Source organism: Capnocytophaga sp. H2931 (assembly GCF_002302535.1).
Lineage (GTDB): Bacteria > Bacteroidota > Bacteroidia > Flavobacteriales > Flavobacteriaceae > Capnocytophaga > Capnocytophaga canis.
The window spans coordinates 1,051,614-1,066,246 of sequence record NZ_CP022381.1 but is presented as its reverse complement, the minus strand read 5'-3'; the positions used below and the strand labels follow the sequence as shown (position 1 = coordinate 1,066,246).

11 protein-coding genes are annotated in these 14,633 nt (G+C 36.1%); 6 read left to right on the top strand and 5 right to left on the bottom strand.

Annotation, left to right across the window (positions count from 1 at the left end):
- Nucleotides 1–151 precede the first annotated feature (151 nt).
- From CGC52_RS04535 to CGC52_RS04525, 3 genes are all read left to right on the top strand, one after another.
- Nucleotides 152–3,385 carry a SusC/RagA family TonB-linked outer membrane protein gene (locus CGC52_RS04535; protein WP_095893563.1) on the top strand — a complete coding sequence of 1,078 codons (3,234 nt, stop codon included), beginning with the start codon at nt 152–154 and terminating at the stop codon, nt 3,383–3,385.
- A gap of 21 nt (nt 3,386–3,406) precedes the next feature.
- The gene (locus CGC52_RS04530) at nt 3,407–4,975 is read left to right on the top strand and encodes a RagB/SusD family nutrient uptake outer membrane protein (protein WP_095893562.1); all 1,569 of its coding nucleotides are present in this window, start codon (nt 3,407–3,409) and stop codon (nt 4,973–4,975) included.
- A 353-nt stretch (nt 4,976–5,328) separates the two neighbouring features.
- On the top strand, nt 5,329–5,676 hold the full coding sequence (locus tag CGC52_RS04525; protein ID WP_095893561.1) for a hypothetical protein: 348 nt from the start codon (nt 5,329–5,331) through the stop codon (nt 5,674–5,676).
- Nucleotides 5,677–6,061: 385 nt separating this feature from the next.
- On the opposite strand, the gene map is transcribed toward CGC52_RS04525, so the two are convergent.
- The 5 genes from map to CGC52_RS04500 all read right to left on the bottom strand — a co-directional run bounded on the left by map (nt 6,062) and on the right by CGC52_RS04500 (nt 11,038).
- On the bottom strand, nt 6,062–6,868 hold the full coding sequence (gene map, locus CGC52_RS04520) for a type I methionyl aminopeptidase (RefSeq protein WP_042343858.1): 807 nt from the start codon (nt 6,866–6,868) through the stop codon (nt 6,062–6,064).
- A 68-nt stretch (nt 6,869–6,936) separates the two neighbouring features.
- Nucleotides 6,937–7,593 (bottom strand): DNA alkylation repair protein, encoded by a 657-nt coding sequence (locus CGC52_RS04515; protein WP_095893560.1) that lies wholly within the window; start codon nt 7,591–7,593, stop codon nt 6,937–6,939.
- A gap of 101 nt (nt 7,594–7,694) precedes the next feature.
- Nucleotides 7,695–8,060, bottom strand: a complete 366-nt coding sequence (locus tag CGC52_RS04510) for a hypothetical protein (protein ID WP_095893559.1) — start codon at nt 8,058–8,060, stop codon at nt 7,695–7,697.
- Between the two features lie 54 nt (nt 8,061–8,114).
- Nucleotides 8,115–9,734 (bottom strand): glucose-6-phosphate isomerase, encoded by a 1,620-nt coding sequence (gene pgi, locus CGC52_RS04505; RefSeq protein WP_095893558.1) that lies wholly within the window; start codon nt 9,732–9,734, stop codon nt 8,115–8,117.
- A gap of 5 nt (nt 9,735–9,739) precedes the next feature.
- Complete coding sequence (locus CGC52_RS04500) at nt 9,740–11,038, bottom strand: peptidoglycan DD-metalloendopeptidase family protein (RefSeq protein WP_042343855.1); 1,299 nt, start codon at nt 11,036–11,038, stop codon at nt 9,740–9,742.
- 308 nt (nt 11,039–11,346) lie between these two features.
- Between CGC52_RS04500 and CGC52_RS04495 the strand changes: the two genes are divergently transcribed.
- The 3 genes from CGC52_RS04495 to CGC52_RS04485 all read left to right on the top strand — a co-directional run bounded on the left by CGC52_RS04495 (nt 11,347) and on the right by CGC52_RS04485 (nt 14,591).
- Complete coding sequence (locus CGC52_RS04495) at nt 11,347–12,642, top strand: TolC family protein (RefSeq protein ID WP_042343854.1); 1,296 nt, start codon at nt 11,347–11,349, stop codon at nt 12,640–12,642.
- Nucleotides 12,643–12,729: 87 nt separating this feature from the next.
- Entirely contained in the window at nt 12,730–13,971 is a 1,242-nt protein-coding gene (locus tag CGC52_RS04490) for an efflux RND transporter periplasmic adaptor subunit (protein WP_095894449.1), read from the top strand.
- 71 nt (nt 13,972–14,042) lie between these two features.
- Nucleotides 14,043–14,591: a porin family protein gene (locus CGC52_RS04485; protein WP_157909106.1), complete on the top strand. Its 549-nt coding sequence runs from the start codon at nt 14,043–14,045 to the stop codon at nt 14,589–14,591.
- Nucleotides 14,592–14,633: the final 42 nt, after the last annotated feature.

Sequence of the window (14,633 nt, the reverse complement as noted above, 5' to 3'; positions counted from 1 at the left end):
TTAAATAAAAATCTGAATATTTTTCACTATTATTTCATTTTTATCTATTTTTTTAGATAAGTTCACTTGCAAGGTTTCAACAGATTAAAAAATTTGTATTTACTAAAAAAAAAATAAATCTTTGCCGAACTAATTTAAATAAGGATAAAAAATGAGAGGAAAATTAATTTGGACACTGTCATTGTTTTTCTTCGCGTTGCAATTTGTGTTTGCACAAGAAAAAACAATCACGGGTATGGTAAAGGATGAGTCTGGTCAACCTTTATTAGGTGTTACAGTTACGATTAAAGGAACCACACGTGGCGTAGCGACCGACTTTGATGGAAACTATTCTATCAAAGCGAAGGCAGGAGAAGTGCTTCATTTTGTCGCTTTAGGAATGAAGCCTATTGATAGACCAGTTTCGGCATCTACTACCAAAATAGACGTAATCATGGAAGAAGAAGCTCACGAACTGGAAGAGGTGGTTATTGTTGCTTATGGAACTGCTAAGAAACAGTCCCTAGTAGGATCACAAGCTATGGTTTCGGCTAAACAATTAGAAACAAGACCAATCACTAACCTTACAGCAGCCTTGTCAGGTATAGCACCTGGTGTTCAGGTAACCACCTCTAGTGGGCAACCTGGAAGCTCAAGCGACATTCGTATTCGTGGGTTCGGTTCTATTAACGCAGGAAGCGATCCTATATACGTTTTAGACGGATCTATATATAGAGGGGCTATATCTGATATTCCTAGTCACGACATTGAAAATATATCTGTGTTGAAAGATGCGGCTTCTACATCTTTGTATGGTTCAAGTGCGGGTAATGGTGTCGTTTTGATTACAACTAAAAAAGGTTCTTCTAAAGCTAAAAATACTCCTATTATTACATATACCAATAACATAGGTTTTTCTAAAGAAGGTCAAGAGCATTATGAAACAGTAGGGGCGATGGATTATTACCCTTTGCGTTGGCAACAATGGTTTAATGAATACAAATATTCACGTAAATATACCGATGAACAAGCCGCTGCTGCCGCTAATAAAGATGTACTTGATGCTTTTAGATACCAACCTTATGCAGGAATAAAGTCATACTATCAGTATGATAGTACTAACAATATGTGGAATTTAACTACAACACCAACTTCTACAGATAGCTATCCAGCTTTGGTACTTGCTGATGGGAAATTAAATCCTGAAATCACAGGGCTTTTATGGAATGATGATTTGGATTGGGAAAAAGCTTTATATAGAACAGGAGTAAGAAATGAACATAACTTGAGCGTCAATTACGCTACAGATAAGCTTAAGAGCTATATGTCTGTAGGATACATAGATGAACAAGGATATCGAATAAAATCAGACTACCAAAGAATTTCAGGGAGACTTAATTTAGATTATGATGTAAGGAAATGGCTTTCTGTAGGATCCAATTTAGCATACACCAATAGAAAAAGTAATTCTCCTACAGCCACTGGTGGACAGCTTAGTAATACATTTAGCTTTATAAGAACCATAGCACCCATTTATCCTATCCATAGACATAATGATGACGGAAGTTATATGATAGACAATAAAGGCAATAAGGTTTTTGATTATAGTAAAGATCGTCCTTTCAGACCCAATTTTAACCCTATCCTCTTATCAGAGTTAGATTTGCTTGCTTCTGACAATAATTCATTTGTTTCAAGAAGTTATGCAGAAATAAAGGTTATTCCTGAATTGAAATTTAGAGCAAGCTATTCCCACGATTTGTTACAATATACAACACGCGAACGATACAATAACGTATTAGGTGATCAACCTGATGGTTTGTTTGAAATTTACAACTATAAAAATAGTACCACTACTTTTATTCAATCGTTAGAGTATGACAAAATGTTCAATAAGCATCATTTTAATGTACTTTTAGGACATGAAAGTTTTGATTATAAGCGATATAGCAATACATCCTCAAAAAAAGGAGTTGTATTTCCTGGTGTGGATGAGCTTTCAAACTATAAAGATCCCGCCTCTTTGACATCAGTAACTGATAGATATACCAAAGAAGGTTATTTTGGAAGAATCAATTATAACTATTCTGATTTATATAACCTTTCATTATCGTATAGACGAGACGGAACCTCACGTTTTCATCCGGATCATCGTTGGGGAGATTTTTGGTCAGCTGGAGCAGGTTGGCACGTGAAAAATCAACTATTGAAAGAAGTTAAATGGATTGATAGACTGAAATTGAGAGCTTCTATAGGACAAACTGGGAATGATGCGGTTAGCTCATACTATGCCTATCAGACTACATATTCAATAGTGCGTAATGGTGAAGATTTAGGACTTCGCATAGGTAATTATGCAAATCCGAATTTGGTTTGGGAGAAACAACAAAGTACTGATATTGCTCTGGAGTTTGGTTTTTTTGATAGATTAGAAGCCTCCTTAGAATTGTTTGACAAGAGATCTAAAGACTTGATTTTTTCTTTTCCGCTTCCTACCTCTACAGGAGTTGGAAGTATAGACAAAAACATTGGTCAGATTCGTAATTATGGAATTGAAGCCGATTTGACTTTTCATATTTTTAAAAGCAGAAATTTCAGATGGAATATAAACGTAAACGGTACTGTACTCAAAAATAAGGTTCTTGAGCTTCCTGAACATAACAGAAAAGAAGGGATAGAAAGTGGGTATCATAAGTATCTAGAAGGGTCTAGTATATATGATTATTATTTAAGAAAATGGGCAGGAGTTAATCCTGATGACGGGTTCGCTATGTATGTTATTGATGCAGAAAGATACCCTGATAAGGCAGATCCTAACAGTCCTAATTTCGAAGGTATTGATAAAACAGGAGAAAGAGCAAAATACACAAGAAATGCTGATATTGCCAAAAAAGAATTTGCTGGATCCGCTATTCCTGACTTGTACGGAGGAATCTCTACAAACTTAAGTTGGAAAGGATTTGGTTTAAATATGCACTTTTCTTATCAAATTGGAGGTAAAGGGTTCGATGGAGGATATGCTTCGTTAATGGGAAGAAGCCTCAGTGGAGGTAATGCTTTACACGTAGATATGAAAAAAGCTTGGACAAAAGAGGGGCAGGTTACCGACGTTCCGCGACTTGATTCTGGGCATTATGGGCAATTTGATTCACATTCGGCAGATAGATTCTTAGTTTCCAGAACGGCACTTATGCTCAAAAATGTGTCATTGACCTATACATTACCAAGCGATTTGGTAAAAAAACTTGATGTGTCTAATATTCGTATTGGGGTATCTGGAGAGAATTTATTTTTATGGTCTAAACGTAAAGGATTTAACCCTATGAGTAACTATGGAGGTGTTACAGGATTAAATTCCTATAATTACGCTAAAATAGTAACATGTAGCTTTTTGATTTCTCTATAATAAACTTTTAAACAAATAAAGATGAAAAATATAGTTAAAATAATAATGTTGTTAGCCCTTGTTTTTACAATGAGTTGCTCTAAGGATTTTTTAGAAACTAGTCCTTCGAGCTCTATAGGTCAAAAACAAGCAGAACAAACAGAACAAGGAGTGGAGGCTATTTTGCAGGGTTTGCATAGTATGGTTTATTCCTACAATTTTGGACAAGGTTTCGGTCTTGGACAACCCTCAATGGCTGTCCAACTAGATATTATGGGAGACGATGTAATTAATACACTTCCTGCTATTTACATGGAACAGTATAGATATACAGGTAGTATGACGGCAAGCAATGACAGTCATATAAACTACAAAGCTTGGGATTATTATTATACCATCATTCAGCACGCTAATAAATTGCTCAATGGACTTGAGAACTTAAGTGGTCTATCATCGGAAACAAAAGCAAATCTGTTAGGTCAAGGATATGCATTTCGTGCTTGGGCTTACCATAATTTAGTTCAACTTTTTGGTAAGCGTTACCAAAAAGGGGGAGCTAATGATCAATTAGGAGTTATCATCAGAACACCTGATAAGTTAGAAGATCATTTACCACGCTCAACCGTGGCAGAGGTTTATGATTATATTCAGGCAGATATGACAAAAGCCTTAGAGTATTTAAAAGATGTGCCTAATAGCGGTAAAAAGAATGATTTGCGCTATGCGACTGTTTGTGGTATCGCAGCGAGGATAGCTTTGAGTAAAGAAAATTGGGAGGAAGCCGAAAAATATGCAAGTTTGGCTATTGAAAAATCGGGTGCTTCTTTACAAACAGGTAAATCATTATTGAATGGTTTTAATGATATTAATGCTACCGAGTGGATGTGGGCTTATAAGCAAGGCGCAGACCAAAATTTTTACTACAATGGTTTTTTTGCTCACTATTCATATAACTTTAATTCTTCAAGGATAAGAAGTTTAAAAATTGCCATAAATAGAGATATTTATGATGATATGGGAGAAAATGATGTACGTCGTAAATGGTGGGTTTGTTTGGATAGAGGAGATAAAATACCTTCGGATGCCTATGATTTATATTTTAGAGGAGGTGTAAATAATCCTAATTGGGAAATTACAGGTCAATCAATAAAGTTTAAAGCTCTTTCGGCAACAGATAGTAGAGGTGATGTGGTTGTTATGCGTTTAGCAGAAATGTATTACATTAAGGCAGAAGCAGAGGCACGTCAGTCTAAAGAAGCTCAAGCAAGAGAAACCCTCAATAAAATAATGATAACAAGAGATCCTGATTACAATACGATTGCAACAGGTGATGCTTTGATAAATGAGGTAATGCGTAATAAACGTATCGATTTATGGTTGGAGGGACAAAGATTCTTCGATATGAAACGATTAAAAGAAGTGCATAATAGAGTAAATTCAAAGAACATAACACGCTATTTACGAGGTTCTAGGAAGCAAACAGCAATTAATCGAAATTCAGGAGAATTTGTTCGAAATATTCCGACATCGCCGGATAGCAAGTATTGGCAATTTGCCATACCATATGGTGAAATAAAAGGAAATCCGCTTTGTGAGCAAAACGAATTATAAATAGTACTCCTTATTAGAAGTAAGTGCGTACAGTAAAAAAGGAAGTTGCCCGAAAAGGGCAACTTCCTTTTTTATTTTAAAACGCTGTATGTTGCTTAGGATATCAAAAACATCTAAACCATACTAATTTTGAAAACTCTGATTTTCATCAAAAACAAACCTAAAGGACTTTTATTCAACATAAATTAATAACGGAAAGAAAATGTTAAAATAAAACTGTTAAAATACATTTTTATCACGCTTAATTTTAAAATAAAAATTAAAAAACAAAACTTTGGCACTATTGTTGTATTTTATTTATCGTATAACATAAAACTATAACAAAATGAAAAAAACTAATTACATTTTTAGGTATGATTTGCCTATCGGCAGTATTGTTTTCTTGCAGTAAGAGTGATGACCCTGCTGATAATGACATCTTTGTTGGTACATACAAAGGTAGTATCGGTTATAAGAGTAGCGATGGAGAACAGAACTTTGACAAAGGCTCTGTAACAGTAGCCAAAGTAGGAGATGACTACTATTTCAGATTTTCTGACGGGATTGAAGACCTTTCGGGCGTAAAGATGCAAAAAGGAAACAACAATCTAATAAACATTGATTTAGAGGAGGGATTAAAAGTCATTCGCATTACGGCTTCAACTCTGATAATCAAATACTCGAAAGACGGAAAAACTTGGACAGCAAACGCAAGTAGATAGTATTTAATCCCCCTAAAAAGGTCATAAAATCTTTTTTAGGGGGATTATTTATATTGCCATAAGCAAATGGACTCATTACAAAGGTGATATAAAGATGATTTCTATTTGGGGTTGAGCTGTAGTTACTAGTAATATATTGATAGCATCGCCCAGAACGCAACTTTTACAAGGGCGTAATAGGCGATGATTTTGTTATAGGAGCCTTGTAGTGTTTTTGAGTACAGTAATAAAAACTCTGCAGGGTTTTGAGCATAAATACATAAACCTTTGTCTATTTTAAGCAAAACCTAATTAATTGTAAATTAGTTGATTACACCTTTTAAGGATGGTTGTTTATCCTTTATCAGTACTGAAAAAACATAGTTCAATTATTTTCAGATAACGCCTATGAGAATTCGAATTCCTTTTCTTCATCACTTTCAATACCCAGAGCTTCATATATGTATTTGAAGGTAGAAAGTAACTTTGGTTTTCCGTTTACGATGGCAACATTATGTTCGAAATGAGCCGATGGTTGTCCGTCAGCGGTTAGGATCGTCCATTTATCTCTAAGTTGCTTTACTTTGTGTGTTCCCATGTTTACCATGGGTTCAATAGCCACAACCATTCCATCTCGGAATCGTTTTCCATTTCCGCGTTTTCCATAGTTGGGCATTTCCGGATCTTCGTGCATTTTTTTGCCAACACCATGTCCCACGAGCTCTCGGACGATGCCATATCCGTGTCTCTCGCAATGGTTCTGAATAGCAAAGCCTACATCTCCCACGCGATTTCCAGTTTTGAACTCTCGTATACCTACGTAAAGAGATTCTTTAGTAACTTGCAAGAGTTTTTTTACCTCATCAGATATTTCGCCAACGGCAAAAGTATAGGCGTGGTCTCCATAAAAACCGTTTTTTAATGCTCCACAATCAATCGAAACGATGTCACCCTCTTGCAAAGGTATGTTGTTTGGGATACCGTGAACTACTTGAGCGTTTGGACTGACGCATAAGGTGTTAGGGAATCCATAGAGTCCCAAAAAACCAGGAACTGCTCCTTGGCTTCGGATATATTCCTCTGCGATTTTATCTAATTGCAGGGTCGTAATACCTGGTTTGATTTCTTTTGCTAAAACGCCCAAAGTTCGTGAAACCACCTGAGCACTTTCTCTCATTATCTCAATCTCTTCTAAAGTTTTGATGTATATCATGTCACCAATAATATATTTATGTAAAAAATAGTTTAAAAATTTGTGTAAATTCAAAATATGTTTATGATTTAAATGTATTTACAGGCTTCTCTGACACTCAATTTTGTCATTTTAGATTCGTGTCTTTTAATGAAATCACGTACCCACTCTGGATTAGTTTTGCTGTAATCCCTAAGAGACCATCCAATGGCTTTATTGATAAAAAATTCCGTTTGTTCGAGGTTATTTACTATGATTTTCTCTAATAAATCTGTATTAGTTTTTTCCTTTCGGAGCAGTTGATGGTCAATTGCAATACGTCTTAGCCAAAAGTTATCGTCAACGCTCCATACGAGAAGAGTATGATTTAACTCAGGGAACCGCAGTGCGATACTTCCGATAATTCTATCCAGTTGGTCAATCGAGTCCCACCAAGATTTACGCAGTGCCAAATCCTTAAGTTTTGGAATGTCCGCGAGAGTAAGGAACTCTTTTTTCAAACCCAAATAATCCAAAGCGAAGTACTGTAGTTCTCGATATGGATTCTGCCAACATTGTTCAATAAGTTCCCAAGCAATAGCATTATCTTTTTTAAGTGTAGCGAGAAAAGGCTTTGTAATTTTCTTGCGAATAGGAGATTGTACCCCTAAGAAAAGAAAATTATTTTTCATATACCGACTCATTTCCTTGGCTTTCTGTTCGTTGGAGTAAGTTTTGAGTGTTTCGAATATCGAATTAAATAACATATTATCTTGCTTGTGAGATAATAAACTTTGTCAAATCTTAATTACAGAGGATTTGACAAAGTTTGTTGAATTTTTCTAAAAAGATAATAAAGCAAAATTGTTTATCCTTTCATGTAAGTAGTTCCTTTATAGCTAATTCTTGAACCAGACTCCCAAGTAAATACATATTCTGTATTCTTTCCTTGGGCATCTGTCAACGTAATTGTGTAATGCTTTTTGTTTTCAGATGTTTGTTTCATAACTCGAATTGCTTTAGAGTCTATTTTTCCTTTGTAGCAATCATCTGCTTTTTCGTTTTCTTTAAAGCAAAAATCATTCGTTTTAAACATAATTCTTTTTTTTCCATCAAAAGTATACCATTCCCCTTGTATCCAATCTGGTGGAGCTATCGCAACGGTACTATCCGTGTCTTTTCCACAAGCAACAAAAAAAGTTGCTATCATGAATAAGAATAAAATTTTTTTCATACTATATAATTTGTTAAAATTAATACGATATAAGTGGTATTGAAACGTTAAAAATTATTTTTTAAACGCTTGTAGCAGAGCTTCTGTAGAGCTGTCATGTTGTGAAATGTTCACAGTTTCAATGTCTTTTAAGATAGTGTTTGCTAACTGTTTACCAAGCTCTACGCCCCATTGATCATAGCTGTAGATATTCCAAATAATTCCCTCTACAAAAATTTTATGTTCGTACATAGCGATCAAAGCTCCTAAACTTTCAGGAGTTAATTTCTCAATTAAAAAGGTGGTAGTAGGCTTATTTCCTTCAAAAACTTTGAAAGGTACAAGACTTTGGTTCACGTTGTTACCCATTTCAGAACGTACTTCGGCTTCTGTTTTGCCTTTGAGCAACGCTTCGGTTTGAGCAAAAAAGTTGGCCATAAGTTTGTTGTGATGGTCTGTGTTTCCGTAAAGCGATTCTTTAAATCCGATGAAATCCGTAGGGATTAATTTTGTACCTTGGTGAATAAGTTGAAAGAAAGCATGTTGTGAATTCGTTCCGGGTTCGCCCCAAATGATAGTTCCTGTTTGGTAATTAACCGCTTTGCCGTCACGTCCTATGTATTTTCCGTTACTTTCCATGATGCCTTGTTGCAAATATGCAGGGAAACGGTGTAGATATTGTGTGTAAGGAATAATTGCTTGACTTTCTGCGTGGTAGAAATTGTTATACCATACACTCAAAAGGGCTGTAATTACAGGAATATTATTTTTAAATTCTGCAGTTCTGAAATGCTTGTCCATTTTGTTAGCTCCTTGTAGTAGTTTCTCAAAATTGTCATAACCTACTGAAAGAGCTATTGTTAAACCTACCGCACTCCATAGAGAAAAACGTCCCCCAACCCAGTCCCACATAGGGAATACATTTTCCGAAGCAATACCAAACTCTGCAATTTTCGGCAAATTCGTCGATACAGCCACAAAGTGTTTTGCAACATCTTCCTGTTTTGCTGATTTCAGGAACCATGCTTTAGCGGTAGTTGCGTTACTAAGAGTTTCTTGTGTTGTAAAGGTTTTTGAAACAATCACAAAAAGTGTTGTTTCAGGGTTAAGATGTTTGATAACCTCCATCACGTGGTCACCGTCTACATTGCTGATAAAGTGTATGTTCAGCTGATTTTTGTAGTATTTCAATGCTTCACAAACCATTACAGGCCCTAAGTCAGAACCTCCAATACCGATATTAACCACATCGGTGAAGGCTTTACCCGTGAATCCTTTGCGTTTTCCGGAAATCACATCCTCTGAAAACTGTTTCATTTGTTTTTTGACAGAAATTACTTCTGGTAGAACATTTACTCCATCTACTTGAATGTTGCTATTCTCATCAGCACGTAACGCTGTGTGTAGTACAGCTCTTTTTTCGGTAGCGTTAATAAGATCTCCTTCAAAATACTTGTTTATAGCGTCCTTCAGTTCGCATTCCTCAGCCAGTTGTAGTAATAGCTCAAGAGTTTTCTCATCAATTCGGTTTTTGGAATAATCTACCAAAAAATCGTTCCAGTTTATTGAAAATTTGAAAGCTCGTTGAGCATCTTTTTCGAAAAGAGTTTTGATGTGAATGTCTTTTACTTCTTCAAAATGAGCTTGTAATGATTTCCAAGCCTTTGTTTGCGTAGGGTTTATATTTTTTAACATATCTATTATAATTGTGTAACCTGATTTTGTTCTTCCAATGAAATTTCTAATTTTTCTTCTTCGACCTTGGTTGCTGTCAAAGCATCTAATTGTTGTTTTAATGTACTGATATCTTGCAGATATTTTTCTTTCAAACGTTCATCCATAGGGATTGCTTCTGGCATTTTTTCTTTTAGAGGATCAACTTGTTTTCCGTTTTTCCAGAAGCGGTAGCACACATGAGGCCCTGTCGCCAGTCCTGTACTTCCTACATTTCCAATAACATGTCCCTGTGGTACGTGTTGTCCTTTTTTTACTAAGATTTTTGACATGTGCAAATATTGTGTAGTATAGGTGTTATTGTGCTTGATTTTTACGTAGTTACCATTTCCTCCGTTGTATCCTGCTTCGATAACCGTTCCAGCAGCTGTAGCTCGGATAGGAGTTCCGTGAGGTGCAGCATAGTCCGTACCGAAGTGATTTTTCATCCTATGCAAAACAGGGTGGAAACGCATTCCAAAACGAGAGGTGATTCTAAAAATTTCTAAAGGAGCTTTTAAAAACATACGTTTCATTGTATTCCCTTTTTCATCATAGAAATCTCTTTTCCCAGAAACTGAATCCGTTACGTAGTTAAAAGCGTAGTAAGGAGTTCCTTTGTGTTCAAAGTATGCTGCCTTGATGTTTGCTACTCCTGCATAGATGGAATCTTCAACATAACGTTCTTCGTAGATGATTTTGAAGTTATCCCCTTGTTGCAAATGGAAAAAGTCGATGGTATAATCAAAGATTTGCGACAAATTAAAGGCTACGTTGTAAGTCATACCTACATCCAAAGCGGACTCAATCAAACTACTTTTGATATAACCAGCTTTTTCTTTTTCAACAAGCGTAATAGCTCTTTTTTCATTTCGAACCGAAACTGAATCGGCCATTTGAATTACATAGTATTCCGTTATGGAAGGTTCGTAAACGAAACTGTGTAGCTTTTCAGGGTTTTTCTTGTCGAAAAGTAAGGCGTACATTTTACCAACACGTAGCGTTCGAGGGTCAAAAGTCTCTTTGATTTTATTGGAAATGTTGTGAATTTCAACGGATTGAATGTTGTGACTTTGTAGAATCTTCCCAAAGGTGTCGCCAGATTTTAGAGTGTCTTTAACGATAGTGTAGTCGTCCAGATTGAATCCATATTCAATAACAGGTAGCTTTTCAACAATTTCCTCAACAGGTGTTGGAGCAGGAGTAGAGGAGTCATCACAACCCCAAGCCAGTACAACGGTTAGAAGTAAAAATATATTTCGCTTTAAAATCTTTTTTCGTGCCATTAGAATTAATATTTTTGGTTGAAAAAATAAATCAAAATCCGTATCATTCCTATTATTTTTAATTTGGAATAATCGGAATGGTCAAAGGTGAAAAAAAAAACCGAAGTAAGCAAACCTTTTGTGAGTTTTTTAGGAAAATAGTTTTTGTGACAGACATGCGTAATCTGTAGATATATCTGACATTTGCAAAACACATCCAAAGAATATGTTGTATATCAATGTTTTGAGGCTGAAACTTAAAAAAAACGCTCAAAAAACATCTTTATTTCAAAAAAATGTAGTACTTTGGGCGGGCAAAATCATGTAACATGAGAAGATTTATATACTTATTTTTGTTTCCTGCATTGGGATATGCCCAAACTTTATGGACGTTGGAGGATTGCATTAACCACGCTTTGGAGAAAAACATTTCTATCAAACAATCCGAGATAGACCTCAGTGCTTCAGATGTGGATAAGTTACAAGCTCGTGGGGCATTTGTACCTTCTTTAAATTCAAATATGACCTACAGTTTGAATGAGGGAAAGAATATCAATCCTGTGACCAACCAATTTGAAAATACATTTTTTCAATCGGCATCAGGAGGAGTAAGTATGGATATGACTCTTTTTGCTGGTTTGCGAAATTGGCGACAGCTCAAACGGGCTGAACTTGGCAGAATGGCGGCTCAGTACAACCTCGAAAAGATGAAAGATGATATTGTTTTGATGGTTATCAATGCTTATTTGGACGTACTTTCAAACAAAGAGCAATTGAAAAACCTAAAGATACAGTCCAAAATATCAAAACAGCAGTTGGAACGTACAAAGGATTTGATTGAGGCAGGTTCTTTACCAAAGGGAGATGTGTACGAAGCTGAATCACAGGTGTTTGCACAGGAACAGCAAATCATTGCTACCGAGAATATGTTGTTCATATCCAAAATGGGATTAGCTCAACTGTTGCTTTTGAAGGATTATCAAAATTTTGAAATCGCAGATACTTCGTTTGATGTGCCTATTACGGACGTTCTGTCAAAGAATCCTAATGAGATTTTTCAACGAGCTAAAGAGGTAGTGCAGGATATTAAAATCGCTCAAGCCAATGTGGAGTTAGCAGAAAATAGCCTAAGATTATCAAAATCAGCTTATTCGCCTCGTTTGGCTGCTCAATGGGGATACAACACTCGTTGGTCAAAAAGCCAAGCTCAGAATTTTTTGGATCAACTGGATGCTAACAAGGGTATGTACGCGGGTTTAGGACTCTCTATTCCAATTTTAAATGGTTTTTCAACCAAAAGCAATATCAAAAGGCAACAACTTAACTTGCTCAAAGCCGAATGGAATAAAGAACAGGCAGTATTGAACTTGGAAAGAACAGTCTATCAAGCATATACAGATGCGTCGAATGCGAGAAAATTATTCGAAGCCTCCGAAAAAACAATGCAAGCAAAAGAACAATCCTATCTCTATTCAAAAGAACGACACGATGTAGGGTTGATGACTACCTTTGATTTTAACCAAGCAAAAACACAATATGAAAATGCTGAAAATGAATACATTAGAGCGAAATATAAATATATTTTCAAGATAAAAGTGTTGCAGTACTATTTTGGCGAAAAATAAAGTATGGATGATTTGGCTTAAATCTGAGAGATGTATAATTTCTCGGATTTCCCTAATTTACATACCTTAAATAAAAAAAGAAACTATATGAGCAAAAAAACGATTATTATTGGGGCAGTTGTTTTAGGAATTATACTCCTTATTGTAGGAAAAAAAGCAGGTTGGTTTGGTGGTGAACCTAATGGAAAAGAAGTAGAGATTCAAAAAATAGCTTTAGCAACCCTGACACAAAAAGTGGCGGCTACAGGGAAAATACAACCCGAATTGGAAATAAAAATCTCGTCAGAGGTATCCGGAGAAATTATTGATTTACCTGTGCTTGAGGGGCAAAGTGTGAAGAAAGGCGACTTGTTGGTGCGTATCAATCCGGATATTTACCAATCGGTGGTAAACCGAAGCGTTGCAGGATTGGAGAACGTACGAGCTTCGTTACAACAGGCTGAGGCGGGATTGAGAGAGAGCGAAGAAAGCTACAAGCGTAGTAAAACGTTGTTCGACAAAGGTGTAATCTCAAAATCCGATTGGGATAAGGCAGTGTCATCTTACGAGATAGCTAAGGCTAATCGTGAGTCCGCACGATTTAGTGTACAAAGTGCAATGGCAAGTGTCTCCGAAGCTCAAGATAATCTAAAGCGTACGGCTATTTTTTCTCCCGCCGATGGAACTATCTCCAAATTGAACGTGGAATTAGGCGAACGAGTGGTAGGAACCGTACAGATGACGGGAACCGAAATTATGCGTGTTGCTAACCTCCGAAGTATGGAAGTAGAGGTGGATGTGAATGAGAATGATATCATTAAAGTAAACGAGAAGGATAGCGTAAACGTTGAGGTTGATGCTTATTTGAAACGTACGTTTAAAGGCGTAGTAACCAACATAGCTAATAGTGCAAATTCGGTAGCGAGTGTTGATCAAGTAACCAATTTCAAAGTGAGAATACATATCGAAGAAAGTTCTTATGAGGATTTGTTACAAGGAAAACCCTCGACCTATTCCCCTTTCCGCCCGGGAATGACTGCCACGGTGGATATCATCACAATGAAGAAAAAGGATGTGGTAGCCGTACCCATCAGTGCTATTGTAATAAAAAAAATGTCTGAAATTGATCCAGAAACACCTGAAGAAGATGCTGACAAACGCCAAGAAGCCGTTTTCGTAATGAAAGATGGAAAAGCAGAACTTCGAGCAGTACAAACTGGTATTCAGGATAATACAAATATTGAGATTATTTCTGGGGTTGAAAAAGAGGATGAAATCATCACAGGCCCGTACACTCTGGTAAGTAAAAATTTGAAAAAAGGAGATAAAGTAGTTGTAAAACCAAAATAATAACTCATTTTTTTATTACAAAAAAAAGTTGTATGTTTGCCCTACCGTTAACATTTAAAAAATTAAATAGCATGAAGAAATTTTTATTTAGTGTAGCATTTGCTTTCGTAAGTGCATTAGGTTTGGCTCAAGAGGGTGGATTGGCTGTTAAAGCAGGAGTGAATCTCAACAAAATGTCAGGAGAAGGGAGATCAACTGATAATGCTTTTGGTTTTCATGTAGGAGTTACTTATGACCACTATTTTAATGAGGTTTTTGGAATTGAAACTGGTTTATTAGTAGATACAAAAGGGTCTAAATATGCAGAATCTACGGGGAATGTTTTAGGATTGACGATTCCAGTATTAGCGAAAACTAAAATCAACGTGGAAACTTTTGATGTTTTTTTAGTTGCGGGACCATTTGCCAACATCGGTTTGATGGGTATGCAAGATGCTAAAGACGTAAAGTTTGGAAATGAAGGGATAAATCGTTTTACTTTTGGACTTAACTTCGGTGGCGGTGTTGAATTTGGAAAATTTATCGTTGGAGCGGGTTATGATTTAGGACTTTCGGAAGTTGCTAAAGATTCTAAAACAAAATACCACAGCATCAAAATTGGAGTAGGCTACAGATTTTAGGCAATTTTTCCTACCATGAAAATAAAGTTAAACAAGAAAGGC